We start from the raw sequence: 26,873 nt of genomic DNA on the forward strand, positions 1-26,873 counted from the left end.
TGAAAAACACGAACGTAGGTCTAGCAAGCGACGACTTCTGAAGTGGACACATCCACACTCGCCCCAGAGTGCCATTGGGTAAAATCGTTCGGATCCCGGATCACGCGGTGATACGTCGTGTCCCGTTCGACCGGATCACGGCCCGCCTCGCTGATCAAATGCCGAATCTCATCGACCGATAAAAACTCTGGCGTCTGGGCCCCCGCATCGTGATAGATCAATTCATGCCGCACCGTTCCGTCCAGGTCGTCGGCTCCATAGGCGAGCGCCGTTTGAGCCGTCTCAATGCCCAACATGATCCAGTACGCCTTGATATGTTGCACGTTGTCGAGCATCAATCGGCTGACCGCCATCGTCCGCAAGTCCATCAACCCGGACGGCTTCTTCAAATCCGACAAGCCGGTGTTCTCCGGGTGAAACGCGAGCGGAATGAACACCTGAAACCCACCGGTTTTGTCCTGCAGTTCCCGTAATCGCATCAGGTGGTCGATCCGGTGATAAGCCTTTTCGACGTGCCCGTAAAGCATCGTGCAATTGGTTTTCATACCGATCTCGTGGGCCGTCTTGTGGATCTCGATCCAAGACGGCGTGTTGGCCTTGTGTTCGCACAGTTGATCGCGAACCTCGGGGTGAAAAATCTCCGCTCCGCCGCCGGGCATGCTGCCTTGCCCCGCCTCACGCATATCCTCCAAAACCCATCGAAACGATTTCTTGGTTTGGAACCGAAACCAATCGATCTCCACGGCGGTCCAAGCCTTCAGATGGATCTGTGGGAAATTCTCTTTGAGCAGCGAGATGATCCCGCGATACCACTCGTATTTACGTTGATGGTGCAATCCGCCGACGATGTGCATTTCGGTGCAACCGTTAGCGGTCGCCTCGCGTCCCCGGTGCAAGATCTGTTCGTCGGACATCGCGTAGCCGTTCTCGTCGCGAAGGTCCTTGCGAAAGGCGCAAAATCGACAACGATAAACGCAAACATTCGTCGGATTCAAATGAGTGTTGATGTTGTAATAGCCGACGTTGCCGTTTTTCCGCTCGCGGACCCAATTGGCTAACTCGCCGATCGCCTGCAACGACACATTGGGCTCGTACAAAAACAAGCCGTCCTCCAGGTCGAGGCGTTCTTCGGCTTCAACCTTATCGCGAATTTCACGGAACCGTGCGTCTCGTTCAGCAGCAATCATGGATGTATTTGGAAAGTGTAAAGGTATGTACTTGAGTACTTGTTCCCAGGCTCCGGCCCTCTTTATACCCCACAAGTCCTCATGGATTGCTCCCCTGCCAGCTCGTCTGGCAGGAAGCCGAGGTTGGCAAGCTAGACACAAGCCGCAGTTCCCCCAACCATCCGCGTTTAACTTGTGCTCGCCGCTTGAAGCGGCGAGCACAAGTTAAACGCGGATGGTTGGGAGGGCGTCGGTGTCTAGCTTGCCAACCTGATTCACCCACGAGACGAGCTCGTGGGGGTCAAAAAGATGTGTAGGATAAAGCGGGCGGGAGCCTGGGAACGAGGGTCATTGAATTAACCGTCGTAAGCATGACTGGATTCACAAATAGCAATCAATCACCCCGGCCGCCAGCAGCACGAGGCTAATTACGGCGTTGGTTTGAAAAAAAGCCGCGTTGACCCGACTGAGATCGTCCGGCCGGACCAGCCAATGCTGAATGAGGACCAGGGCGGCTGTCAAGCCGACCGCCGACGCAAACACCCCGCCTAACCCCGACGCGCGACCGTAGACCGCCAGCGCCGCGAGGAATCCCAACATGACCAGATGCGACGCCGCCGCAATTCGCATCGCCCCGGCAACGCCGAATCGCCCCGGGACGCTGTGCAATCCCGCTGACGCGTCGTACTCGGCATCTTGGCACGCGTAAAGGATGTCAAAGCCTGCCACCCAGAACGCGATCGCGGCGGCGAGCAGCATCGGAATCTCGACATAATCACTGAACACGCCCGATTGACCGCCACGGATCGCCACCCAAACGCAAATCGGCGACAAACTCAACGCGACCCCCAACCAAAGGTGCGCCGACGCGGTGAACCGTTTCGCCAGTGAATAGCCCAACAGGAACGCGAGTACAGGGACGGAGGCGAATAGCGGAAAACGATTGGGCAGAAAAAACAATGTCGAGGCGACAAACCCGAGACAACACGCCGCCGTGAACACCGTCACACTGCGACGCGACAACACGCCGGCGGGTAAATGACGCGTCGCCGTTCGCGGGTTCGCCGCGTCGACGCGATGATCGACCAAACGATTGAACGCCATCGCCGCCGATCGGGCGAACACCATGCACAACAACACCCCGACAATATCCCACATGCGAATCGCGGGCGTTTCGTTCGAGCCGAACGCCAGTGGCGTCGACCAAGCCAAAAACGCGGCGAGGATCGCGAACGGTAAAGCGAAGATCGTGTGACTGAATCGGATCAGTCCGAGCCAATGTTCGATCCGGTTCACGGGTTCGTCTCCGAATCCGATGGATCGTCTTTCCATCTTTGGATCATTCGGTTCTCGACACCGATTTGATCTAAGATTCTGGCCACGACGAAATCAACCAAGTCCTCCAGTCGGGTAACGTTGTGGTACCAACCCGGCATGGCAGGTAACAACACCGCGCCGGCACTGGCCAACCGGTGCATGTTCTCGATTTGTAAAACGCTCATCGGTGTTTCGCGGGGCACCAAAACGAGTTTGCGATGTTCCTTCAAGTGAACCTCGGCGGCCCGTTCGATCAGGTTCGACGCCGAAGCCCGCGACACGCCACTGAGCGTACTGCCGCTGCAAGGACAGATCACCATCGCGTCGGTCATGAACGAACCGCTGGCGATCGGCGTCATGTAATCATCGAACTGATGAAAGAAAAACCGATCGTCGCCCGAATACCCCAAAGGGCTGTCGAGTCGATAGGGCTTCTCCGTTGACCATGGGGCAACGCAGGTCAACAGCGCATCTAAATTCGGTCGCCGAACGTCGAGTTTCAATCCGAGTTCTTGACCGATCACGGCGACGCCGGATTGGCTGAGCGTTAAATGCACTTCGACATCCTCGCTGCTACGAAGGGCCTGCAACAAACGCACGGCGTACGGCGCGCCGCTGGCACCGGTGATCGCGACGACGATTCGCTTGCGACGCGATTTCCCCGGTGCAGCAAGTGGTAAATCACTCATGAGGTCGCCACCCGCAACCGCACACAAGCTCGTTCCCAGGCTCTCGCCTGGGAACGCAATGCCCCGCAGGCTCCGTCTGCCGAACCGGGGATGAGAGGCGGGAGCCTCCAAGACAGTGTGTTCCCAGGCCGGAGCCTGGAAACAAGTGAAGATTGGGCGGGCGACGTATCCGGACTTGGCGACTGAAAGTCGCCACCACATTTTTCTCGTTCTTTGCCAGTCTCCGCGTCGACCGGTTTGTTCCCGCAGTAGATCGTCGCGACTCCGAGCGTCAACGCGTAGTATTTTACATCGGTCAGCCCCGCGTCTTTGAGTCGTAGTGCCAACGCCTCGCCACTGGGAAACTGGCCGACCGACGCAGGCAAGTACTCGTAAGCCGATTTGTCATTGCGGGCGAGCATCTGGCCGACCTTGGGCAACACGTAGCGGAAGTAAAATCCGTAAAGTTGTTTCAAGATAGGCAACCACGGCTGCGAGAACTCCAACACCATGACTTGCCCGCCCGGCCGGCATACGCGAACCATCTCGCGGAGTCCCGCGTCGGTATCGGCAATGTTTCGCAATCCGAATGCGACGGTGACGCATTGAAAATGATTCTCCGCGAACGGAAGCGACATCGAATCGGCTTCGAAGAACGGGATCGTCTTACGCCCCGAACCGCCACGCGCATCGAGCGTGCGGGCGTCTTCTTTATCGCGAGCAATCTCCAACATCGCATGGCAGAAATCACTGCCGATGACTTGCACATCGGTGTCGACCGATTCCGCGATCGCAATCGCCAAGTCGCCCGTGCCGCAACACACGTCGAGAATCGGATCGTCGCCCTGCACTTTCAATCGGGCAACAGCTTTCTTTCGCCACCATTTGTCGATGTTGAGCGACAACAGATGATTCATCGTGTCATAGCGGGGAGCGATTTGGCGAAACATTTCGCGGACCCGCTGCGCACTCTTGTCGAGTTCCTGATTCGGAGTCTGTTTCGACGTTCCGTCAGGGTGCGGCGCTGGACCGCCTTCCTGAGCGTCCGCACGGGGGTGGGCAGACGAGTTCGGCTCTGGGACACTCATGGAAGACTCACGGGGGAACTGATCATACTTTTCAAACGAGAACCGGCACGACGTGCGAGTATTTCTTTTTGATATCGACGGGACGCTTTTGTCGGCCAACGGCGTCGGCGCGTCAGCTCTTTCGCGTGCCCTGTCGGAGGAATTTGGCGTTGCTAACCCAAACACCCGCGTCACGTTTGCGGGCCGGACCGACCGAAGTCTGACGATCGAGCTTCTAGAACTCAATCAAGTCGAACCGAGCATCGAACATTGCGGGCGATTGCGTCAGCGGTACGTTAGCTTAATAGGTGGCGAACTGACACGGCAGGGCGGGATTGTCCTACCGGGGGTGCGGCAACTCCTTACCGCGATGTCCCGCCGCGACAACACCTCCATGGCTATCATGACCGGGAATTTTCCAGAGACGGCAACCCGGAAACTAGAACATTTCGACCTCCGCCGTTGGTTTTCGTGGATCTCCGGCGGCGACCTGCATATCGACCGCGACGACTTGGCGCGTCGTACCGCTGAGATCGTTCGGCGTCGATACGGAACCAAGGTTCGAGAATTGGTTGTCGTCGGCGACACGCCTGCGGACATCCGGTGCGGCAAAGCGATCGGCGCGAAAACCATCGCCGTTGCTACCGGCCAATATTCCTTGGACACTCTCGGCGGGGAAAACCCGACTCGGTTGTTCAGCGATTTTTCACAAACCGACGAAATCTTAGCCGCGATCTTCGACGCTGCCGGATGAACTCGAACGCCGTGGGGCGTTGATGAGAGAAAAGGTGCCGCTCAACGACGAGGCGTCGCCAACTTTGTCACGGCTGAGCAGACTTCCAATAGGAAGGAAGCATTAACTTGACGATTCACTTCCCACCGACCGGTGGACCTCCAGGATGCGGCGGGCGATCGCGAACGAAGCCGTTGCTGCTGGGCTGGGTGCGTTAAGCACGTGCGTCATTCGTGGCGTTCGTCGGAATAGAAAATCGTCCACCATCGTTCCGTCCGCCCTGACCGCTTGAGCACGCACACCCGCTCGAGCCGGAATGAGGTCTTCACTGCGGATCGCCGGAATCAGTCGCTGCAACGATCGAACAAAGACGGACTTGCGGAGCGAGCGGTGTATCTCACCCATTCCCATTCGCCAGTGTTGGGAAGCCAAGCGGCGAAAACCGGTAAAGCCCAACGTGTCCATCAGGTCACGCCCGTTGATTTGGGACCATGTGTAACCGTGGCGCGACATCGCCAGCACCGCGTTGGGGCCGCATTCAACCGGATCGACCGTTTCACTGATCGCGTCACCGGTGGCCTCACCGATCATTCGCGTGAAGTGAACGCCCAAGAACGGATAACGCGGGTCGGGAACCGGATAGATCAAGTTGCGGCAAAGGTGTCGGCGATCAGCGATGAGCTGGTAATACTCACCTCGAAAAGGCACGATCCGGATGTCGTGGTCAAGTCGAGCGTCCTGGCCGGGTGCGGAGTTTCGCAGCGCCAATTGGTATAACCGGTCACTATGCAAACCGCCGCATGCGATCACTTCGTCGCCGTGCCAATCCGCGCCGTCGGCAAAACCCAAACGTACATTGCGGTCGTGACAATCGATTCGCGTCACCCGTCGATTGAGGAGAAGCCTGCCGCCGCCGCTGACAATTCTGTTACGGAGCACTGCACACACTTGACGGTAATCGACGATGCCAGTGTCGGCGACATGGATCGCGGCGATCCCGGCAACGGACGGTTCAAGTTGTCGCAAACGATCAGTATGAATGCGTTCGAACTCGACTTCGTTCTCGCGTCCGCGCTCGGCGATGGTTTCCAAGGAAGCCAATTCATTTTGGTCAGTGGCGACGATCACTTTGCCGCATCTTTCCCAGCGGATACCGTTTTCGCTGCAAAACGATTCCATCTTGGCTTTTCCTTCGCGGCACAAGATGGCCTTCTCGCTGCGGGGGCGATAGTAGATCCCCGAATGCAATACGCCGGAGTTATGCCCGCTTTGATGCCTGGCGATTTCCGGTTCGGCTTCGATGACATCCACGGGAATGCTTGGTTCGGATTGCATCCAATGCAATGCCGTCGCCAACCCAACGATGCCACCCCCGATGACACCTCTCCGGGACTGGAATGTTTGCGACGAGCTGATCATGCGGATGCCCCCTGAAACCGTTTTATAAAAAATCCTAACCTTTTTTTTGCTTGTGCTCATTTTGAACCTACCTTTTAGGGTCAAACATTAGCGACCGACCGTACCAACGGGGAGTCGCGTCGCAGCTTTTTCCATCATTTAGGGCAAGGAATGATTAACGTGGCCACCGCCGCGAGAGGGAAGAGCGACATGGTATCCCTACCGATTGATGAACTTCAAGTCGGTGCCATCTGTCGTTTTCCTCTTGAGGACGACAACGGCCTGCTCCTTCTGGGGGCAGGTACGAAGATCACCGCCGAACTGATTCAAGGTTTGAAAGACCGTGAAATCGGGGAACTGGCGGTCCGCGCTGATGATGTCGAAGCTCTCTCGCGTCACGATTCAGGTGCCGAAGCACGTCGCAAATCGCACGTTCGTCCCAAAAAATCGACCGCGTCAGCTTTTCAAGCGGAACATCCATCGAAGTGGCCCAAAGGTGTGCCGCTGAAGGACAACCTCGTCGATCGTCATCATGAACCGTATAACCAATCCCGCCGGGAAGTTCTGCGCGGGCACATGAAGTTGGCACGCGACCAATTCGAGCAAATCGGTTTGGAACTGATGGATCGAAAACTGCAAACTGTCGAAGCCCTGTCCAATTTGTCGGGTGCGTTCGCGACCGCCATGATCGACGATCACGATCAAACCGTAGCCGACGTGGTTGCCGCCGAAACCGCAATTTCGTTAACCGACCGGAGCGTCAAGTTAGGCGTCTTGGGAATGGCCGTGGGAACCGAACTGGGACTCGACGGGCCCTCGATCCTGGAAATCGGTACAACGGGTTTATTGCATGACATTGGATTGTTTGTGATGGACCCAGAACTCACGATGCCAGGTCGTGGACCGCTCGATGACGACGAAATCTGGGAGTACCGCAAACACTCGACGGTGTCGGTGACCTGTTTGCAGGAAGCCTCCAGCATTCCCCACGGGGTACTCACCGCGATCGAACAGGTCCATGAACAATACAACGGTTCGGGATATCCATTCGGAATCGAAGGCAAACGGATCAGCACTTACGCTCGCATCCTCAACGTCTGCGATACCTACTTGCGATTGACGTTGGGGACTAGTTTCCGAAAAGCACTCGTCCCACACGACGCACTCGGCCTGATTCTGCACCAAGCCAGGCACCGGATGTTTGATCCTGATGTTGTCAAAGCGTTCTTGAGAGTTGAATCCTTGTTCCCTCTCGGTAGCCAAGTCCGTGTGGGCGATCTCATCGCCAGTGTCATTCGTCGTCCCATCAATGGATACGCCTACCCTGTCTTGCAAACCGCCGACGGACAACGGATCGACTTACAAAACCAAACCGAGGCGATGATCCAACCGATCGTCGACCCGTCGTTCAATCAAATACGCATGTCACAGCACGCGATGGAAACGTTGCGATGGAGTCCGGCGGATGAGTTATTGCTCGACTAGTATTCCAGCTCACCTTGTTTTTCGTGTAGACCGTAGTGGAACTTGTTAAAGATCCCATGCTGAAAGGATCTTTAACAAGATCGACTACAGCGAACCCTAATGCGGTCGGATCTTTAACAAGATCCACTACAGCGAACCCTAATGTTTAGCTGTGACAGACCACTAGTGTTTCGCTTAACTATCGAGCGTGATGTTCTTTGCATCGGATTCCCGGAATATCAATCCGGCTCCGATGAACAGAGCTTGTACACCAAAGAATACCGCCAGGTTGAAGAGCATGCCTTCGGTGAAGCCATAGCTGTGCAAACCGATGCCCAATTCATTGGTACCGAACCAACTCCACGCCGTGATAATGTTTCCACCGATCGCCAGTAACGCGAAACCGTGTGCCTTGACCATCCCGTCCCAACGGGCATGCAACATCAACGCGTTCCAGATGACGATCAACAAGGCGCCATTTTCCTTTGGATCCCAGCCCCAGAAACGGCCCCACGAATCGTCGGCCCAAAGGCCACCGAGTACCGTGCCGATGAAGCTGAACAGGATCCCGAAACAGGATGCACCATAGATAACACGATAAAGATCGCGTTTCGCGCGGTCGCTCGCACTGATCCATCCGGCGATCAGGTATACGATGCCGAGCATCCCCGCAACCATCGTCGCAACATATCCGAGCGAAACACTGATCACATGCGTCGTTAACCAAAACTGCGTATCCAAGACCGCTTGCAAAACCCCCATCGTTTCAGCCTGACCCACGTTGAGGGTCAAATAATCGGCCACGCGAAGCGTCAACAAACCGGCAAATCCGGCGAGCAAATTCCCGGTCCCGTAACGGAAGATCCGTTCGACCACGAGACCGAACAAGACCGCCGCCCAACCGATGAAGATCGCCGACGAGTACAAATTGATGACCGGTGCGCGGCCGGTGATGTAAACACGCGAAGCAATTACCAGTGTGTGCACTAGGAACGCGATCGCGAGCGTTCCCCACACAGCGGTATTCATCCGTGGTGAGTCGATCGCCATTGCGATCAAACCCAGGATGAACGCCAAAATGTACAATCCCGTGGCCACGGAGGTCGGTGCGGCACCACCGAGCCAACGTTCCAACGAAACCGCAAATCGATCGTAGCCCGAAATCGGATAAGACTGCACTGCCGCCAGATGCGAATCAACGGCTTCGTTGAATGACAACGCGTCTTCATTGCCGTAGGAACGAATCATCTCGCCAAACGACCGGATACCGGCGGCCGATTCTGACTCGCCCAAGCCGTTCTTGGCCATGTCAAAGAACGCGGGAGCGAAGGCGGTCCATACCGGTTGTTTTTCGTCCGAGACCGCTTCCTCGGTCGGCGGCGGAATGATCGCCGGAGCCTGCATCTGCGATAGGCTTTCCATCCGCTGTTCGAGTTGTCTTAAAGCGAACAACTGTCGCGTTTGTTCGCTGGTTCCTTCCGGGAAGAAACTCTCCGGAATCTCATCGGGGATCGGCAAACGGAACGCAGCGGCGGCGAGCGTGTACTGCCGCGTCCGCATGTCCAACTCGATCAGTTTTTTGTCTTTGAAGTCCTGGTTCTTGGTGTCTTTGCCGCGAGCTTCCTTAACCAGTTCCGTGAAGCGATCGAGGTTCTCCCCGATCTCTTGCAACGAGTACAGTTTGCTTTCGCGTCGTTCCAAATCCAATTCGGACCGGATCGCTTCGGCGTCGATCCGAAACATAGGTAAACGTCGGATGTCGTTACTGTCGATGGCCACTTCCATCAACCACTGAACTGCGGTCATTTTCTTAGAGTCGACACGCTCGCGGATTTTGGTGGGGGCTTGTTCGATCGGCAGCGAATCCTTGTTCGTCATCGCCTTGAGCGTCTGGCGGGCGTAGGCATCCAAGGGCATTACCCGTCCGCCGACTTGAACGGGAATGCGACCGGCGGCGGCATAGTCAAACGTGGCGTCGCGTTCGCTCGGTCGACGCATGTTTTGAATCGCGGTCACGGGCAACAAACAGTAAACGACCAACGCCGCAACCGCGGTGATCCACAACACGACCGGTAACGACTGACGACGATGCTTCGAGGCGGCGTCGACCGTCGCACCTTCGGCATTGGCATCGGATGCGTCGAAGGGATCATGGCCGCCAACCAGACCATTGGCGGTCTCGCGTCGACGTCGGGAGATGAAACGTGTCAATGTCCCCCAGAAGTGTACGAGCATTCCTAGGCCGGTGATGCTGCACGCGACGTACGGGATCAACCAGCCTGAATTGCGAACGACTTGAATGCCAGTGAGTTCTTTGCCACCCGGCAGCGCCGTGTAGTTGGACTGATAAAACGTTTCGCCACGATATCGCAACGGGTTGTTCATCCAAACGCGTTCTTTGCGATCATCGCCGGTTTCAGTATCGATGATCCGGATAAACGAAGAGTAGTCGCGCGGCGTGTCCGAGCCGCTGTAGTTGACCCGTCGCACGTCGTCGAGCTGCACCCAGTAGGGCTTGACCTCACGATGCAGACGCAGGCCGAACTCGTATGTTTGCTCTTCGCCGTCATCGCCCGCGATCGTGACCGAATCGAGAACATCCTTGGTTCGTCCGTCGGGCATCAACATCTCGCGGTCATTGACCTGTTGGCTGACCAAGAAAACACCTAACGATTCATCGTTCTTGGCATCTAACAATTCGACGTAAGCCGATGGCAAGTTGATCTCCATCGCCGCCCCGCCGGACTTCTTGATCTGAACCGCAGCGGCGCTCAGCCCGATGCCCTTCGTTGCCACGTTCGAGTCGGTCGGGTCTTTCAGGTTCGAGTTATCAAAGTACTCGAGCGTCTTGACCTTGAAAGGAAGTCTCGGGTCGGTGATCAGGGTATCGTTCTCGGCCGACGCGACCAATCTCGATGCGGGAATCGCGGTGACGTGCTGGACGTCGTCCTCGGTGCGAATCACTTGCAATTCGACTTCGTCCAAGTTGACGAACGTGTTTGTCGATTCGCCTTCGACGAGACTCAGGCGTTGTTCCATCTGACGGTCGCCAAAAGCAAACTGTCCGACCATCAACAAGCCCACGCCCAGGTGCAATAACACGTTGCCGCCTTGTTTGCCGAACGCCAATTGGCAACCGATCAACATCACCAGCCCGGCACCGAGGCCCTTGGCCAATTGCCAGACGATCCGCAAACCAGGATCACCGATCCGCACGCCGGTCGAAAGCGAATAAATCACATACAGAGCAAGCAATGCCGCCGACGCCATTCCCAACCATCGGAAAACTTGCGTTTTGGCCGTCGTCGCCGCCAGAACTAAGCCGACCGCACTGATCGAAAGCGCCGCCAAGATAATCGCCCACAACCGATCGTAAGAGATCGGCGGTGTGCCTTGCAGACCGTCGTCATTGTGTCCGAGCATCACGACCAAACCGGCGATGCCGATGCCCGTAGCCAAGAAAGCCAAACCTGCGACCAGTTTCGTCCCCGATGCTTGCAATCGGAATCGGGTGATCTTGGCGGCGACCAAATTGATCATCAACAACATCCCGATCATCGCGCCACCGGGAAACGGAATGATGCCCGGGATGGGTTTGTCGTGACGCAAGAATGCCTGCGGGAAAAAGTCGTCGATGTGCATCATCGCGACCCAAGTCATGAAATAGCGTGACTTGACCTCCTGCATGTTCAGTTCGTCTTGAGCGAGCGTGCCGACAAGGACCAAGATCAACGAGAGCGCGAACAGCACCACGGTCATCTTGAGCGAACCCAAAGCACTCATGATGCCTTGGGCAGAGACGGCCGAGGCCCAATCGGTTTGACCGCTGCGAGCATCGGTCGGGAAATCGTCGGTGACGGTGGCCATGTTAGGACGTGGGAAAATGGAAGTGATAGTGAAGGAGCGTCTTTGATTAACGGCCCAAACTGGAACAGGTCGTCTATGGTTACAAACGCAAGGATTCCAAGAACGTTCTCATTTGTTCGCGTTGAGCTTGGACGATTTCAACCGGACCGGTCATCTTGATGAACATACTGAAACCCTCCTGCATCGGGACGATTGTCGCATCAATCGCCGTTGGGGCCTTCGATTCGTCGGTCGTTTCCTCGGAGTCCGGCAGTAACAAGAACCGCTGCGCATCGCGTCCGTCAACTTTTAGTTTTTCTGCATTTTCGAGCATCGCATCGACCTCTTCGTCCGGGACAGCGGATTGTCGAATCTGGCCCATCCATCGGGCGACGTTGCCTCGCAGATCGCCGCCGGCGGTGATCACAGTGACCTCGGCGGTTTGATCTTCCGGGCCGACATTGAACGCCGCTAATCGCATCATACTCATCCGGCCATCACGCCAACCTTCGGGACGGTCGAACTTTAATTTCGGTGGTTCGTCTTGAGTTTTCGCTGGTGCTTTCGATCCCGGTGCTTTCAATTCGCCTGAAGCGATCGCCTCCCGTGCTTCGCGTGGCAAACCCGCGTGGGGATCGTCGTTGCCCGCCCCGGATGCGGCCGAAGCCATCGGCCCAGCCCCGCTCATCGGCCCAGCCCCGCTCATCATAGCCGCCATCGGGCCGCCCATCGGCGCCGCTGACGAGTCCGGCCGACCGGTGACGTCCAACCACACTGCGGGTGTGTCGTCGATTTGCACTTGCGTTTGGAAAACCGTGGCACCCGCCCACTTCTCCTCGCTTTCTTTGAGTCCAACTTGGCCGCGCCAACGGTTGATATTCATCGCGACCAATTTCTCCCAATCGTCCATCCGGCCCAATTGCGAGACGCTGACGTCGAGTTGTTGCGTCGGAGTATCGATATCGATCGAAGCGAATCGCATCGCCCGATCGGCGCCACGACGCCAACCGTCGGGCAAATTCTCCAACACCGGGACGCCGTCTTCGAATTTCACGTTCTCAACGAAGCTGCGAAACGCTTCGCTGATCGAATCGACTGCCGACTGCCTTCCCATCACCTTAAAGAACCAAGCCTGCGATTCTTGGGGGACGATCGCGGCGAGCATCCGCGTGTCCTCGGTGGCCAACGCGGCGGGCACCGTCGTGGGAATTTGGTAAGTAACGATGGGAGCTTCGGACGAACAACCTCCACCAAGCAACCCGACAACCACCAGCAAAAAAAGACCGAACGCACGACGCATGCGGGCTGTTGATTGAATTAGCCGTACCGCGTTAGCGGCGGTTAACCGGACGCCAACCGGGGCTAACGCCCATCGGCTAATGGTTGTCATTCGGTATACGACTAAATCAACAGACCGCTTGCGCCTTATGCTCTCGATCAAAAGGCCACGAACCGAGCGCCCCCTTGGCACGTGCCCGGTCGAATCGAGCAGCGGTGTACGTAAACGGATGGTCGGCATAAAAGACATGAACGGGGCAAAAGGGAAGGCGGGACAGCGGGACAAAGGCAGGATGCTAGATCGGTCAGGCGGGCGGAAGAACAGTGAGGCGGGTGAGGAACGGTAAGGCGGGCGATGCGAGCGGTATCTCAGGACTGTAGCTTAACGTTCCTTAGGGTTTCAACGCGACATCTTGACCGATTGTTCTCACGAAGAATTGATTTCTGGCACCGATGGGCAGCGGTGTGAGAAAGAGGCGGCATGGGTCATAAGCAATCATTTTGTGCAATGACGCTGCAATGTGACACTGGAATGGCTTCGAATGCATCTTGAGAAAGTTTCCGCGATTCATTTCGTGGTTGCTTTCCCGTCCTACGGCACGTTGACGCGGCCGATCGACCTGCATCCTGTTTGGCGAGCCCTCAAAATGGGCTCAAATCGTTCAAACCAGCGGTCTTTTGCTAGCAATCCTTGCGTTTGCTAGCACTACCTGTAGCGAATCTTCGCCGTAAATTCTCAATATGTCGATTGCGCTGGATTGGGTGTGGCGGCCCATCTAACTTTCCGCCCGTCACACGTGTCGAACGTCGCCACGCTGCCCGACTCCACCCCCGAAGCGAAAGAGAACCAGTTCGGATCGGATCACCACGCCCCCGATTTTGGCGGGATTGGCAGCGTGATCGGAGTGAATCAAAAACAACTCGGGCGATGGAGCCATGACGGCCGCCTCGGATGCTTTTTTTGAATCCCATTCCACGTTCCCTCTGAATCATCCTGATCGACTCAGGTTTTTTGCCGACGGTCCAATTTTTTGCTCGAATCGAAGAGGACCTTCAGATGCCGTGCAAGCCCCTGATTGGCTTGAATGCTGATTTCCGCGCCGCCGCCCGGACGACCCCCGCATTTGCCTACATTGCCGAAGGATACTACAAATCCATCATCAAGGCTGGAGGCGTTCCGATCCTAGTGCCGCCTCAAGTGGATGAGCCTTCGGCTCACCGTGTTTTGGATGCCGTCGATGGCTTCCTGTTTATCGGCGGAGCCGATTTGGACCCGCGAAACGATGGGTTCATGCTGCATCCGAGCGTCCGTCCGCTCGATCCCGGACGTGAAGCAAGCGACCGGATGTTGATGGCCGAAATCGCCGAACGTCGGATGCCCGTGTTCGGGATCGGAACCGGAATGCAACTGATCAACGTCCAACAGGGCGGCAATCTTTTCTTGCACATCAAAGAAGACCTCCCTTCGGCGGTCCCGCATTACGACGTCCAAGACACCAACCATCGTCATACCCTCGACGTGGTCAGCGACTCGCTGGTCGGACGCGTTTATGGCGACGGCGAAATCCGAGTGACCAGCCGCCACCACATGGCGATCGACGAAGTCGCCCCCGGTTTCCGCGTGACCGCACGTTGCCCCGACGGAGTGATCGAGGCGATCGAGAGCGAAATGATCGACTGGTTCGCGATCGGCACCCAATTCCATCCGGAATCTGAAGCCGCCTCCGCACTGGACATCCGTATTTTCGAAGAATTCGTCGACGCCGTTCGTGACCGACTCGATCACGGCGACCAAACCGACACGAGCGATTTTCAATTGGTCGCCTGAGAACGCGATCCTTTTCAATTCTCGTCTTTTGCTATGGAGAGAACGTTACGTCGCAGATTGATCGGTAATTGAACTCGGAAAGCAGGTCCCGACCTGCCGACTTTCATGCCGAAACGAATCACATCGGGTCGATGGACCGACCTTTGCCAGGCACGGATGCCTATCTTTTGTGATTCGGTTCGTACGAAATGACCGAGGACGTGGGAAGGATTTCCACGTCGATGAAATGCACGGATGCGAGCAATCCGAATCGATCCCGCAACGAACGATAAATGTCACGGCTGACAGCGAAACCGGGATGCCTTTTCAGAAAGGCATCCCGGTTTCTTTTTGCGCGCCCCGTCGCGGTGGAAAGAATCGGCTCATTCCGAGCCAACCTTCCAAGGACGAGTGTGCCCGATGGCCAATCAATCGTTACCGGTTGATATCAACAACCCGCGTGCCAGAAAGAGTATCGTGCCATCCGGTCGTGGTGTCGCCGAAACAGAACGAAAAAGCATCAAAAGGAATCAAGCGGCAAAACGTTCGGCCGAGGATTTTGCCGAAGCCGGCCTTTCCACCGTCGTTCGAAACCACGCGTGTTCCGGTCAGGAACTTGGCCGGTGTGGCACCAAAAATAAATTCCATTCCGGCGTAGTAAAGCAAAAACATGACGGAACCGATCGCGTTGGTCACCATCGCGAAGTTCATTTGCTGGGATAGATCCTGCTGTTCTCCCTCGCCGCTACCAACGACCCACACCAGCCCAACCACAACTCCCATGGCGACTGATCCGAGCTGTAGCATGATGTTATCGAGAAAGAAGTTGATCAATCGTTGGTTTTGGGAGGCGTTGGGTTTTCCAGAGTAACCGCCGGCCGCCGTGTTTCCTGCTCCAGATGACGCCGGGGACGCGTAGGGATTGGTTGCCGCGCTTGTCTGGGGTGCCAGAGCGTTGGCGGCCCGTGGGACATTGACCGGCCGCATGTCGGACTCGGTGAGTTCGTCAAACATCCCTGCATCGAAACCGCCAAACCCGGCTCCTGCCGAAGCGGGACCGCTAGCGGATGCGGCCGCCGGCCGCGGGGCAGATGTGGCTGGAGCGGCCGTGGGTCGCTGGCCGGCCCCCTGAGGCTGCCCGCCGGGAACTCGGAGCTGTTTGCCGCAGGGACATTTGACGACTTTTCCCGCTGCGGAATCAGGGATCTTCAACGCGCGTGAACATCCGGGACATTTAAGTTGCACGAAAGGAAGCCCGTCGAAAATGGGATGATCAAGTGAAGACGAACCGTAGTTTAGCTGAAGCTCTCCACGGTTGGAAAGAAGTTGCAAATTAACAAGCTGACGAGCATGCCTCGCACTCACGGGTCCCACAAATGCGGTCGACCAACTAAACTCTCGCCACCGATCATTCTCCACATCTCAATCCTTACGATTCATGTCTACATCCAACCGAACCAACGTCGCAATCATTGGCATGGGCACCGTGGGTGCCGGGGTGGCTCGGTTGTTGATCGATCATGGCGACCGGACGGCTCGGCACGCAGGCAAAACGATCTGGTTGTCCAAAGCCGTCGTGCGTGATTTGAACAAACCACGCGGTATCGATTTACCCGCCGGCGTGTTGACCGATTCGATCGATGAAGTCCTCGACGACCCCAGTATCGACGTCGTGATTCAGTTGATGGGCGGATTGAGTCCGGCGCGGGAAGTCATGTTGCGTGCGATGGAAGCGGGCAAGGACATCGTCACGGCGAATAAGGCCTTGCTCGCCGAACACGGCGGTGAATTGTTCACGCGGGCCCGCCAACTCGGTCGCAGTATCGCGTTCGAAGCCGCCGTCGCCGGGGGCATTCCGATCATTGCCAACGTGAGCCAGTGCTTGTCGGCCAATCAGATCTTGTCGCTCGAGGGAATCCTCAACGGGACGAGCAACTTCATCGTCTCCCAAATGGACGAAAAGGGCGTCGGCTACGACGAGACCGTCAAATTGGCTCAACAGCTCGGGTATGCCGAGGCGGATCCGGCGATGGACGTCGACGGCACCGACGCGGCACAAAAACTAGCGATCTTGTCGCATTTAGCGTTCGGCGCGACGGTGGATTGGCGTGACATCCCGCGATCGGGCATCGACGGGCTCGACCCGGCCGATTTAGGTTTCGCCGGTCGGCTCGGCTATCGAATCAAATTGCTCGCGACGGCTCGGCTCGAAGACGGCGAACTGGAACTTTCCGTCGGCCCGACCCTGGTCCGCAAAGGCACGCCGATGGCGGAAGTTCGTGACGCGTACAACGCGATCCGTGTCGTCGGCGATGCGGTCGGGCCGGTGTTCTATCACGGTTTGGGCGCAGGCCAAATGCCGACCGCGTCGGCGGTGGTCGCCGATGTGATCGACATGGCCGTCGGCCGCACTCCGATTACGTTCCAAACCCTCGAGTACTTTTCCGAAGACCGACCGGCCCGAGCAGTCCAGCGCGACGTCGCCAAACTGCGGGGGCGATATTACTTCCGATTACGTGTTGCCAATCATCCGGGCACGCTGGCGGCCATCACAGGCGTACTCGCCCAACACGCGATCTCGATCTCGTCGGTGATCCAGCACGAAGACGTCGCCTGCGAGAACCAGAACGACGGCGGCATCCCGACGGTGCCCTTGGTGATCATGACGCATGAAGCAAGCGAAGGCGCGGCCCGATTGGCGGTCGAAGCGATCGAAGGCTTGGACGTCGTCGACGGCGATGTCGTCCGGATGCCGGTGCGTGGGTGATGGCAGAGAGGATGATGGCCGCGAGGAGAATCGTTGTTCTCGGGTCGAATAAATGGCAGTGAATTGCCGGGTCTACGCCGAAGCGGCTTCGACCCAGCCTACTTTTTGAGATGACGGCTTGATGATTTCCAAACGTTGGTTCGCTTTGTTGGTGGTGGGATGGCTCGGCACGGCCAATGCGCAGCCCACACCTGCGCCGAATATCCTCTTCGTCTTGTGCGACGACCACCGGTTCGATTGTTTCGGCGCGGCGGGACATCCTTATTTGGAAACGCCGCACCTGGATCAAATGGCTCGCGACGGAGCGATGATGACGCGGGCTTATGTCACGACGTCGTTGTGCTCGCCCAGCCGCGCTTCGATCTTGACGGGGCTTTACGCTCACAACCATCGCGTCGTCGATAATTATCATCCCGTCGATCCGACACTAACGTTCTTTCCGCAGCAGTTGCAAGCGACCGGGTATCAAACCGCGTTCATCGGCAAATGGCACATGGGCGGTGAGATCGATGACCCGCAACGTGGTTTCGATCACTGGGTCGCGTTCAAAGGACAAGGCACGTATTTTCCCGACGGCCACGGCACGACCCGCGAGGTTCCGCAAACGACCTACGACGGTTTCAACGTCAACGGAAAACGCGTTAATCAAAAGGGATACATCACCGATGAACTAACCGATTACTCGATCGATTGGTTACGAAAGCGAGACCCGGCCAAACCATTTTTTCTGTACGTCAGCCACAAGGCGGTCCATTCGGATTTCGTCCCCGCCGATCGGCATCGCGGTCGCTACGATCAACAACCGCATCCGATCGCTGTGCCCACGCCTGAACAATTGGCCGACGGGAAACTACCGATGTGGGTGAGGGATCAACGCAACAGCCGCCACGGTGCAGACTTTGGTTACAACTTGTCTGATTTCAGTCCTGAAGTTTACTACCGCCGCTATTGCGAAGCCCTGCTCGCGGTCGATGAAAGCGTGGGCCGGTTGCGTTCCTTTCTGAACGAACAAGGCCTCGCCGACAACACGATCATCGTCTACATGGGCGACAACGGATTCCAATTCGGTGACCATGGCTTGATCGATAAGCGGGTCGCCTACGAAGCAAGCGCTAAGGTGCCCCTGTTGATGGTCGCACCGGCGTCGATGGGGGCCGGGTCCATCCCGCCGGGAATCCGTTTCGACGGATTGGTGGCGAACATCGACATCGCGCCGACTCTCCTCGAAGCCGCCGGCGCGGCCGCTTTGCCTCACACCGACGGCACGAGTTTTTGGAAAGCCTTGACGGCGGGCGAACCAGGCATGTTTGCCGATCGGACGGTTCTGTATGAGTACTATTGGGAACGCAACTACCCGCAAACACCAACCCTGCACGCGATCCTGGGCAGCCGTTACAAGTACATTCGTTGCCACGGTCGTTGGGATCGCGATGAACTGTACGATTTGCAATCCGATCCGTCGGAGATGAACAACTTGATTGACTTACCTGAACATCAAGACCGGGTACAATCACTCAATGAACAGCTTTGGGCCATGATGGCGGATTCAAACGGGATGGAAATGCCGCTCCTCGAAGACCGGGGAAAGACGTACCCGTGGCGACACCCTGACCGAACGGAGTCGGCTCCTTATCCGACGGAATATTTTCGACGCGGCGAGTAAACGCTCGTATTTCTTTTTACCCTGAATGATTGTAATGATGGACCTTTTCAAATGCTCGATCGCTGGTTTCCTGACGCTCGCGTTTTTCGTTTCGGGATGTTCTCCGTCGGGCCGCAGCAGTGTGCCAGGTCCTGAGGATCCTGACGCGCCGAAAGAGTTCACGACAACCGAGTCGGGACTGAAGTATCGCATCCTGCGTCGCGGAAGTGGCGATAAGCCACGTCCTCAAAGCTTCGTTACCGTTGACTACGAAGGATGGCTCGACAGCGGGGCGGAATTCGACAGTTCGTACAACCGCCGCGAGTCGACGAAGTTCAATTTGCAAAATGTGATTCCCGGATGGACCGAGGGTTTGCAATTGGTCAGTGAAGGTGGAATGATCGAGCTCGAGATTCCATCGGAATTGGGCTACGGCGCGGCGGGTTCGCCCGGTTCCATCCCTCCCAACGCGACGTTGCATTTCAAAGTCGAACTGCACGACGTGCGCGGCGGGTGAGGAGCTGTTCGGAAGTCGCTGGTCTGTTAATAAGGCACATCGATGGCGTCACATAGGAACGTCATCAGAGGTTTTGCATCCCGAATCAATTGCACGACGCGTTTGACGACGTCAGGGGCGATGAAGTCCTGAGGCGTCAAGTTGGCAACACCGATGTAATCGATTCGACGAAGGTCATCAATCATCGGGTGATCTTTCGAGTAGTCGCGTGGCGATGTTTTTAGCGATTCGCCGGCGAATTCGTACGATCTTCGAAAGCTCTTTTGGTCGCGAGCTTTTTTCCACGCTGAGGGGTGTTCATCGATCGCTCGTCGGATCGCGGCCAAGGTTTCGCGCTGTGGTCGCCAACATCCCGCACCGACAAAGCATTCATCGCATGCCAAATGGATGTAAACGCCAGGTGCGTGAATGTCTCCGTCGGCCTCATGTCGCAATGAGATCCCGACGTTCGTTTTATAGGGGGTCTTATCGCGAGAGAAGCGTGTGTCGCGGTGAATTCGCATCAGCGACCCACCAGCTCGTTTGGCAACCGCTTTCAACATGGGCGCGGAACGATTCAACGGCCCGGCGAGTTGATCGATGAACTCGAGGGCCGGTTCGCGGACGACCTGTTCATAACGTAGTTTGTTTTCCTGGAACCATTCCCGATCATTGTGACGTGATAAGTCATCGAGAAAATGAAACAGGTCCATCGAGAAAGGGGATTCGGTTGGCATGAAAGGTTTCGCGCAATCAGTGAGTATAAAGTGGAACGATCATCATAACCGTCAGGATCGATTGGCGGTGATGGGAGTCCGCTGAGTAAGCTTGGCCATGAACCGTCCGGGCCATCAATTGCAAGGAACGCTTTTGAATGAATCCTGCTCGCACCCAAGCTGCTTCAACGCCCTCGGTCCACCCATCTACCCGTTCAGTGGAACGCGACTTCCGCGTCGACTCGTTGGCGGTCGGAATGGTGGTGATGTTACTGATGACGATCCTGGGTCGCGGGATCGGATTTATCCGAGGAATGGCATTTTGCCGGCTGATGGACGACACCGATGTCGGACGCTGGTCGATGTCCTTCGATTTCCTGACGTTGATCACGCCGGTGATGTTGCTGGGGATCCCGGGGGTTCTACCAAAGTTCACCGAGCACTTTAGGATCAAAGGACAACTGCAGCTATTTGTTCGCCGGATCGCGATCGGGACCATCGGCTGCACACTGGCATTTGTATTAGCAATGTTGATCGCGCCGTCGTGGTTTAGTTATGCGATCTTCTTACAGACGCAGTCCGATGGTTTGATTTACGCGGTTGGTGTCGCCGTCGTGGGGATGATCTTTTACAACTTCATTTCCGATCTGAACGCTTCCTTGCGACAGGTCCGCGTCGTATCACTCATGCAATTCATCCATGGCGTGGGCTTCACGTTGCTCAGTGTGGGCTGGCTACTCAGCGGTGGTGAGTTCATCGGCGTGTTGTGGATGTTCACGCTGGCGTGTGTGCTGGCCACGATTCCAGGTAACCTATCGTTGAAACGCAACTGGCGATCGGCGATTCGATCGGCACCGATGGATCGAGAAAACGCGGCGGAAATCAATCAGGTGTCCGGCGATCTTCGAGTCGGTGTGATGATCAAACGCCTAGCCCCTTACGCGTTCGCGTTGTGGATGACCAACTTAATCGGGAACGCGTTTGAATTGGTTGATCGTTACATGATCTTGCACATGCTACCGATTCCCGATGGTTTAGCGCCGGATCTTCTTGCGTCAGTCAAGGAATCGATCGGGCAAGCGGCGGTTGGCCAATATCATTCGGGGCGCATCATTCCGATGATGCTATTAAGCGTTGCGATGATGATCGCGGGCGTGTTAATGCCCTACTTGTCGTCGGATTGGGAAGCAAAGAACTGGGATGCGATCAAAACACGGGTGGGTGATGTCTTACTTGCGGTCTCAACGCTATTCACGATGGGCAGCGCGTTTGCCATACTCGCCGGGCCGTTCGTTTTCGGTGTGCTGCTGCAAGGGAGGTACTCTGACGGCATGCAACTGATGCCGATGGCTTTATGTTTTTGCATATGGAACTCTTTGTCGATGATCGGTCAATGTTATTTATTGACGGCCGAGAAGGGGCGATCGATCGCAGTGGCCATGGCGGTGGGCTTGGTTGCCAATCTAATACTCAACGCCGTCTTGATACCGACCTACGGTTTGACCGGCGCAGTGACGGCAACCTTGGTTGCCCATGGCGTGACCATGACTGCGATATGGTTCGCGATGGCGGTCTATGACTATCCGGCACGAGCCGAATTGCCGATTTTGTCCGCTTTGCCACTGACGTTGTTGGTATCACCATGGCTTGCCGTGATCGTGACAGGAACCTTAGCTTGGTTCATTTGGCGTGATGAAAACAAACGGACACGTCTTTATGAATGCCTACCCGAACGTCTTCGCTCGCGTTTGGCGTTTTAGAGCAACTAAGCATCGGGTGAACAATAAGTGATGGATTCTTAACGTGGCGTCGACTTTCAGTCGACGTTTCAGGGTTTGGCGACTGAAAGTCGCCACCACTTAATGTTCACGCGATGCTAAGTAGACGTCGTAGACTCAGTCTGCGGCTCATCCGTGGTGGCCTCGAAACGTTCGAGCAGCCGATAGAGTTTACGGCGGTGGATACCTAGCTTACGTGCCGCCCGGGCTTTGTTGCCGTTTTCTCGTGCAAGAACCTCGAGCACATGAGCTTTGGCGATGTCGTCTAACTTCAACATCGAGTCGTCGCAAAGCGTACTAGAACCGGAAGTTGATAGCGGAAGCGAATCAGATTTGACCGAGCGGAACGAGGACGGATCGATGATCCGCATGCCGTTGGCGTCGTTGCGAATTTCGTCGGGCAAATCGTGAACAGTAATGTCGTGACCTTCGGCCAAGATCATCGCCCGTTGCAAGACGTTGATCAGTTGACGAACATTTCCAGGCCAATGATAGCCACGAAGAGCTTCACGGGCGTCCGCGTCAATCCGCCAAGGTCGTGTCAGGTAATGCTCGATCAATCGATCGACGTCGCCTTCTCGTTCTCGCAACGGCGGAAGTTCCAGCGAGAGTAAATTGATGCGATAGAACAAATCTTCTCGGAAATTACCTTCGGCCACTTCCGAGGCTAGATCCCGATTCGTTGCCGCGATAATCCGCACATGAACGCGTCGTTCCCGGTGTGATCCGATCCGCCGCATCGATCCGTCTTCGAGTACCCGCAACAACTTGGGCTGCAACGCCGGCGGCAGTTCGCCAATTTCATCGATGAATAATGTGCCGCCATCGGCGATCTCAAACAAGCCCGGTTTGTCCGCAGTTGCCCCGGTGAACGAACCCTTTTGGTGACCGAACAGTTCGCTTTCGACCAATTGCTCCGGCAAGGCGGCGCAGTTGATGGTCACGAAAGGCTTATCGTGTAAGAGGCTGGCTTGTTGAATCGCGCGAGCGACTACTTCTTTGCCGGTTCCACTCTCACCTTGGATCAAGACCGGCTTATCGGTCGGTCCGACTTTCTCGACCACGCGCATCACGCTCATCATCGATTGGGAATGTCCGACCAAGGGGACCTTCGGACGGTCTCGCGAGATCAATGCCTTGAGTTGACGATTCTCTTTTCGTAGCAATCCCAGATCACGGGCGAGTTGACAATGATGTTCCAGGTCACCTAGCGCGCAGGGCTTGGTGAGATAATCGCAAGCCCCGAGTTTCATTGCCGAAACGGCAGATTCGATCGTCCCCTGGCCGGTGAGGATGATCACCTCCATCTCGATGCGGGCCTGCTGGACGCGTTGTAGCAGCTCCATTCCCGACATGCCGGGCATGTTCATGTCGAAGACGGCAACTTCGAAAACTTCTTTTTCGCACAATCCAAGCGCCTCAGCTCCGCTGGCGACGGCCGTCACATCGTGTCCTTTGCGTTGCATCCAGCGCGCGCAGGTGTCCCGGAAGTCGTCTTCGTCTTCGACGAGCAGCAGTTTAATGGGCAAATCAGACATGGCTTCAATAGGTAAGACGGGGAGCGGTCTCCAAGAAAGTTAGCGAAGCGTGTTCCATGGCGGACAGGAGCGGAGCCACCCAAGCTGAGCTTGCCCAACGGCAAAGGTGCCCGGTAACGCAAATGACGGGTTTTCGCCCAATTTTTGCTTTGACGAGGCAACCAGTCTGCCCACGAATTTTGTCATTCGACCGCCAATTCAACACTCAACCAGCGCGCCGCAACGCACGGTATCGTGCGAATACGCACATTACAAGCGTGTTCATGGGAAATCCGCACCACCCGTTTTAGGAGCGTGAGAATAGAATCGGGGACAAATCGCCTGCTATTTTGTCGCATCGGTCGACCGGTTAAGTTTTGGAATCATCGTTCGCCCCCAAGGAATTCTTCCCGATGGCTGTTTTTCCCGATCCTCGATCCGACTCCGCGCGTGACGTGCGGGCATGTCGCGTGCATCCGGATGGAGACGAGTCGGGAACCGACGGTGTCACTACAGGCGTCAGTCCCGACGCCCTCTTGGGACAAGGCGAACTACCGATGGACTATGAACTAACGATTCTTTTGGTCGAAGACGACCCCGACACCTGCGGCAGTCTCCGCGACATTCTGGAACTTGATGGACATCAAGTCTTGTTTGCCGGATCGTTGGCCCAGGCCCGCCAAATCGTGACAGATCAGCAAGTCACCGTCGTGTTGCTTGATCGGAGATTACCCGACGGTTCGGCAGACGATTTTTTGCCGGAATTGCACGCATTGGTTCCCGCAGCGGAAATCATCGTAATCACAGGGTATGCGGACATGGACAGCACGATCGCTGCGTTTCGCGATGGAGCGACCGATTACATCCTCAAGCCCATCAACCCGGAGGCGCTCCGTAAGAGTGTCGAACGGATTGCGCAGCGACGACATATTGAAAATGAGTTGTTGCGGGAACAAAAATTCGCGGACATTATTTTGAGTACTGCCGAAGCGGTGGTGCTGGTGTTGGATTTGAAGGGCAAGATCATTCGCTTCAACCCGTATTTCGAACGAATATCCGGATGGACATTGGCCACCTGTTTAGGGCGAGATTGGTTCGATCAATGCCTACCTCCGAAAGATCGGCAAAGCTTTCGTCAGGTATTCTTAGATACCAGTGGCGACGTTGAAACGAGCGGCATCATCAACCCGATCCTAACCCGAGACGGACGTCAGCGACAAATCCGTTGGTCCAATACGACTCTCAAGGACGATGATTCACGACCCTATGCGGTACTTGGCATCGGCGTCGATGTGACGGATTTGCTGACCGCTCAAGAGCAGTCGTTGCAATCGGAGCGATTGGCGACGATCGGCCGAACGATCACTGGCTTGGCGCACGAGAGTCGCAATGCGTTGCAGCGGATCCAAGCCGGATTGGAAATGCTCGAATTGGAATTGGAACAGTATCCCGACGCCCGGCGCGATTTGGATTCGATCCAACGGGCCACCCACGACTTGAACAATCTGCTCGAAGAAGTCCGCTCGTTCGCCGCGCCGATTCACTTGCATTTAGAACATGCCAGTCTGCCGGAAATTTGGACGCGTGTTTGGCGCCACTTGGAGGTGGCCCGACAAGGCCGTGAAGTGTCGTTGATCGAATCGCATAGCGAAGGCGACATGACCGTCAAATTGGACGTGTTGCGAATCGAACAGGTCTTCCGTAACTTGTTCGAAAACTCGCTTGCGGCGGCGACGGATCCGGTTCGAATCTGGGTCGATTGTAACCGGGGACCAGGCGACGAACTGTGTATCACCGTTCGCGACAACGGACCCGGTTTGTCGATCGAGCAGCGAGAAAAAGTGTTCGAACCCTTTTACACCACCAAGAGCACGGGTACCGGTTTAGGAATGGCGATCGTCCAGCGAATTGTACAGGCGCATCGCGGTCGAATCGAAGTCGGCCAGCCTCCCGCCAGCGGCGGTGCCGTATTCTCGATTCATCTGCCTTCGGCACCTTGGATGGGAAATCGCCCGATATGACCTATCAGCATGAAGCGGTTTTAGCCGCCGTTTTGAATACGGCTGTCGATGCGATCATCATCATGGATGCCTCGGGAATCATCCGCGCCGCCAACGTTTCGACTGAAAGGATGTTTGGCTATCGACTCGACGAAATCATCGGTCATAACATCCGGATGCTAATGCCTTCCCCGTATCGCGAAAATCACGATGGGTATCTGGCAAAATACCGTGAGCACGGTCAACGCAATATCATCGGCATCGGACGCGAAGTCAGTGGCCAAAAAAAAGATGCGACCGCATTTCCCTTGCACCTGGCGGTGAGCGAAATTCAGCATGAGGGCGAAACCCTCTTCACGGGAATCCTTCGAGACATCACTGACCTCAAAGCGGTTCAAGATCAATTGGCGCGGTCCAACGAGGTACTCGAAGCAAACGTCCAAGAGCGAACCGCCCAACTGGAACAAGCTCAAGCGGAATTGGTTCAAAAGGAAAAATTGGCGACGCTTGGACAGATCGCCGGCGGCATCGCTCATGAGATCCGCAACCCGCTCAACACCGTCAAGACATCCGTTTACTACATCCAACACGCCAAGAAACTGACTCCCGAAAAACTCACCGAGCATCTTGAACGGATTGACCGACAAGTGACGGTATTGGACAACGTGGTAACCGCGCTGGCCGACGTCGCCCGCTTGCCCACTCCGCAGCGCGAAGCGTGTGATTTGAGCGAGTTGATTGCCCAGACTCTCGATTCGGTTTCGTTTCCTGCTCATTTGACGATCGACAATCAGCTCAACCAAGCCCGAGCCACCGGCGACCTGTTACAGGCGTGCGTCGACGGCCGACAATTGCCGATCGTGTTTCGCAACTTGTTTCGCAACGCTCGTGATGCGATGAGTGATCAAGCCGACAAAATCAGTACACTCACCATTCGCGGCGGACGTGTCGAACCTGATCGCGTTTGGATCACCGTGTCCGACAATGGAACCGGGATTGCGGGAGAGCATCTTGCCAAGATCACCGATCCGTTCTTCTCCACCAAAGCGCGAGGGATGGGGTTGGGGTTGGCCATCACAAAAGCCATCATCGAGAAAAACGACGGTCAGATCTCTGTCACCAGCGAACTCGGGGAGGGCACGACATTTCGAATCGAGTTCCCCGCATATGGTCCACCGTCCCCCGAAAAGACCGTCCCCCGACAAGATTGAAA

General features: G+C 56.2%; 20 protein-coding genes. 9 read left to right on the forward strand and 11 right to left on the reverse strand.

Annotation, left to right across the window (positions count from 1 at the left end; translation table 11 throughout):
• Positions 1-20: 20 nt before the first annotated feature.
• The 4 genes from mqnE to ubiE form a co-directional block, all read right to left on the reverse strand.
• Positions 21-1,187 (reverse strand): aminofutalosine synthase MqnE, encoded by a 1,167-nt coding sequence (gene mqnE, locus Pla100_RS07710; protein WP_146577075.1) that lies wholly within the window; start codon positions 1,185-1,187, stop codon positions 21-23.
• Positions 1,188-1,547: 360 nt separating this feature from the next.
• Positions 1,548-2,498, reverse strand: coding sequence for a UbiA-like polyprenyltransferase (locus Pla100_RS07715; protein WP_231602814.1), 951 nt, complete (start codon positions 2,496-2,498; stop codon positions 1,548-1,550).
• Positions 2,459-3,172, reverse strand: a complete 714-nt coding sequence (locus Pla100_RS07720) for a UbiX family flavin prenyltransferase (protein ID WP_146577076.1) — start codon at positions 3,170-3,172, stop codon at positions 2,459-2,461. The genes Pla100_RS07715 and Pla100_RS07720 overlap by 40 nt, the downstream gene beginning before the upstream one ends.
• Positions 3,169-4,239: a bifunctional demethylmenaquinone methyltransferase/2-methoxy-6-polyprenyl-1,4-benzoquinol methylase UbiE gene (gene ubiE / locus Pla100_RS07725; RefSeq protein ID WP_231602815.1), complete on the reverse strand. Its 1,071-nt coding sequence runs from the start codon at positions 4,237-4,239 to the stop codon at positions 3,169-3,171. The genes Pla100_RS07720 and ubiE overlap by 4 nt, the downstream gene beginning before the upstream one ends.
• Positions 4,240-4,291: 52 nt before the next feature.
• On the opposite strand from ubiE, the gene Pla100_RS07730 reads away from it, so the two are divergent.
• Positions 4,292-4,972 carry an HAD family hydrolase gene (locus tag Pla100_RS07730; protein ID WP_146577077.1) on the forward strand — a complete coding sequence of 227 codons (681 nt, stop codon included), beginning with the start codon at positions 4,292-4,294 and terminating at the stop codon, positions 4,970-4,972.
• A 102-nt stretch (positions 4,973-5,074) separates the two neighbouring features.
• Here Pla100_RS07730 and lhgO read toward each other — a convergent pair whose 3' ends face one another.
• On the reverse strand, positions 5,075-6,370 hold the full coding sequence (lhgO, locus tag Pla100_RS07735) for an L-2-hydroxyglutarate oxidase (protein WP_146577078.1): 1,296 nt from the start codon (positions 6,368-6,370) through the stop codon (positions 5,075-5,077).
• 189 nt (positions 6,371-6,559) lie between these two features.
• Here lhgO and Pla100_RS07740 point away from each other — a divergent pair, with 189 nt between their 5' ends.
• Complete coding sequence (locus Pla100_RS07740; protein ID WP_231602816.1) at positions 6,560-7,834, forward strand: HD-GYP domain-containing protein; 1,275 nt, start codon at positions 6,560-6,562, stop codon at positions 7,832-7,834.
• Positions 7,835-8,008: 174 nt separating this feature from the next.
• Here the strand turns inward: Pla100_RS07740 and ccsA are convergent, their stop codons facing one another.
• The 3 genes from ccsA to Pla100_RS31515 form a co-directional block, all read right to left on the reverse strand.
• Entirely contained in the window at positions 8,009-11,680 is a 3,672-nt protein-coding gene (gene ccsA, locus Pla100_RS07745; protein ID WP_146577080.1) for a cytochrome c biogenesis protein CcsA, read from the reverse strand.
• Positions 11,681-11,759: 79 nt separating this feature from the next.
• Positions 11,760-13,049 (reverse strand): hypothetical protein, encoded by a 1,290-nt coding sequence (locus Pla100_RS07750; protein ID WP_231602817.1) that lies wholly within the window; start codon positions 13,047-13,049, stop codon positions 11,760-11,762.
• 679 nt (positions 13,050-13,728) lie between these two features.
• On the reverse strand, positions 13,729-13,875 hold the full coding sequence (locus tag Pla100_RS31515; RefSeq protein WP_231602818.1) for a hypothetical protein: 147 nt from the start codon (positions 13,873-13,875) through the stop codon (positions 13,729-13,731).
• A gap of 119 nt (positions 13,876-13,994) precedes the next feature.
• Here Pla100_RS31515 and Pla100_RS07760 point away from each other — a divergent pair, with 119 nt between their 5' ends.
• Positions 13,995-14,765, forward strand: a complete 771-nt coding sequence (locus Pla100_RS07760; protein ID WP_146577081.1) for a gamma-glutamyl-gamma-aminobutyrate hydrolase family protein — start codon at positions 13,995-13,997, stop codon at positions 14,763-14,765.
• A 414-nt stretch (positions 14,766-15,179) separates the two neighbouring features.
• Here the strand turns inward: Pla100_RS07760 and Pla100_RS07765 are convergent, their stop codons facing one another.
• Positions 15,180-15,956 (reverse strand): RDD family protein, encoded by a 777-nt coding sequence (locus tag Pla100_RS07765; protein ID WP_231602819.1) that lies wholly within the window; start codon positions 15,954-15,956, stop codon positions 15,180-15,182.
• Positions 15,957-16,182: 226 nt separating this feature from the next.
• Between Pla100_RS07765 and Pla100_RS07770 the strand changes: the two genes are divergently transcribed.
• The 3 genes from Pla100_RS07770 (at position 16,183) to Pla100_RS07785 (ending at position 19,670) form a co-directional block, all read left to right on the forward strand.
• Positions 16,183-17,511, forward strand: a complete 1,329-nt coding sequence (locus tag Pla100_RS07770) for a homoserine dehydrogenase (protein ID WP_146577083.1) — start codon at positions 16,183-16,185, stop codon at positions 17,509-17,511.
• Positions 17,512-17,632: 121 nt separating this feature from the next.
• Positions 17,633-19,174, forward strand: coding sequence for a sulfatase family protein (locus Pla100_RS07775; protein ID WP_146577084.1), 1,542 nt, complete (start codon positions 17,633-17,635; stop codon positions 19,172-19,174).
• A gap of 25 nt (positions 19,175-19,199) precedes the next feature.
• Positions 19,200-19,670, forward strand: coding sequence for an FKBP-type peptidyl-prolyl cis-trans isomerase (locus Pla100_RS07785; RefSeq protein ID WP_390620571.1), 471 nt, complete (start codon positions 19,200-19,202; stop codon positions 19,668-19,670).
• Between the two features lie 26 nt (positions 19,671-19,696).
• Here Pla100_RS07785 and Pla100_RS07790 read toward each other — a convergent pair whose 3' ends face one another.
• Positions 19,697-20,386 carry a DUF2461 domain-containing protein gene (locus Pla100_RS07790; protein ID WP_146577086.1) on the reverse strand — a complete coding sequence of 230 codons (690 nt, stop codon included), beginning with the start codon at positions 20,384-20,386 and terminating at the stop codon, positions 19,697-19,699.
• Between the two features lie 137 nt (positions 20,387-20,523).
• On the opposite strand from Pla100_RS07790, the gene Pla100_RS07795 reads away from it, so the two are divergent.
• Positions 20,524-22,125: a lipopolysaccharide biosynthesis protein gene (locus tag Pla100_RS07795; RefSeq protein ID WP_146577087.1), complete on the forward strand. Its 1,602-nt coding sequence runs from the start codon at positions 20,524-20,526 to the stop codon at positions 22,123-22,125.
• A 116-nt stretch (positions 22,126-22,241) separates the two neighbouring features.
• On the opposite strand, the gene Pla100_RS07800 is transcribed toward Pla100_RS07795, so the two are convergent.
• Positions 22,242-23,681, reverse strand: a complete 1,440-nt coding sequence (locus Pla100_RS07800; protein ID WP_146577088.1) for a sigma-54-dependent transcriptional regulator — start codon at positions 23,679-23,681, stop codon at positions 22,242-22,244.
• Between the two features lie 392 nt (positions 23,682-24,073).
• Between Pla100_RS07800 and Pla100_RS07805 the strand changes: the two genes are divergently transcribed.
• Both Pla100_RS07805 and Pla100_RS07810 read left to right on the forward strand, forming a co-directional pair.
• A complete protein-coding gene (locus Pla100_RS07805) occupies positions 24,074-25,681 on the forward strand; it encodes an ATP-binding protein (RefSeq protein WP_231602821.1) in 1,608 nt (535 codons plus the stop codon).
• Entirely contained in the window at positions 25,678-26,871 is a 1,194-nt protein-coding gene (locus Pla100_RS07810; RefSeq protein ID WP_146577089.1) for a two-component system sensor histidine kinase NtrB, read from the forward strand. The genes Pla100_RS07805 and Pla100_RS07810 overlap by 4 nt, the downstream gene beginning before the upstream one ends.
• The last annotated feature ends 2 nt before the right edge of the window (positions 26,872-26,873 follow it).

This window comes from Neorhodopirellula pilleata (genome assembly GCF_007859915.1).
In the GTDB taxonomy this organism is placed as follows: domain Bacteria; phylum Planctomycetota; class Planctomycetia; order Pirellulales; family Pirellulaceae; genus Rhodopirellula; species Rhodopirellula pilleata.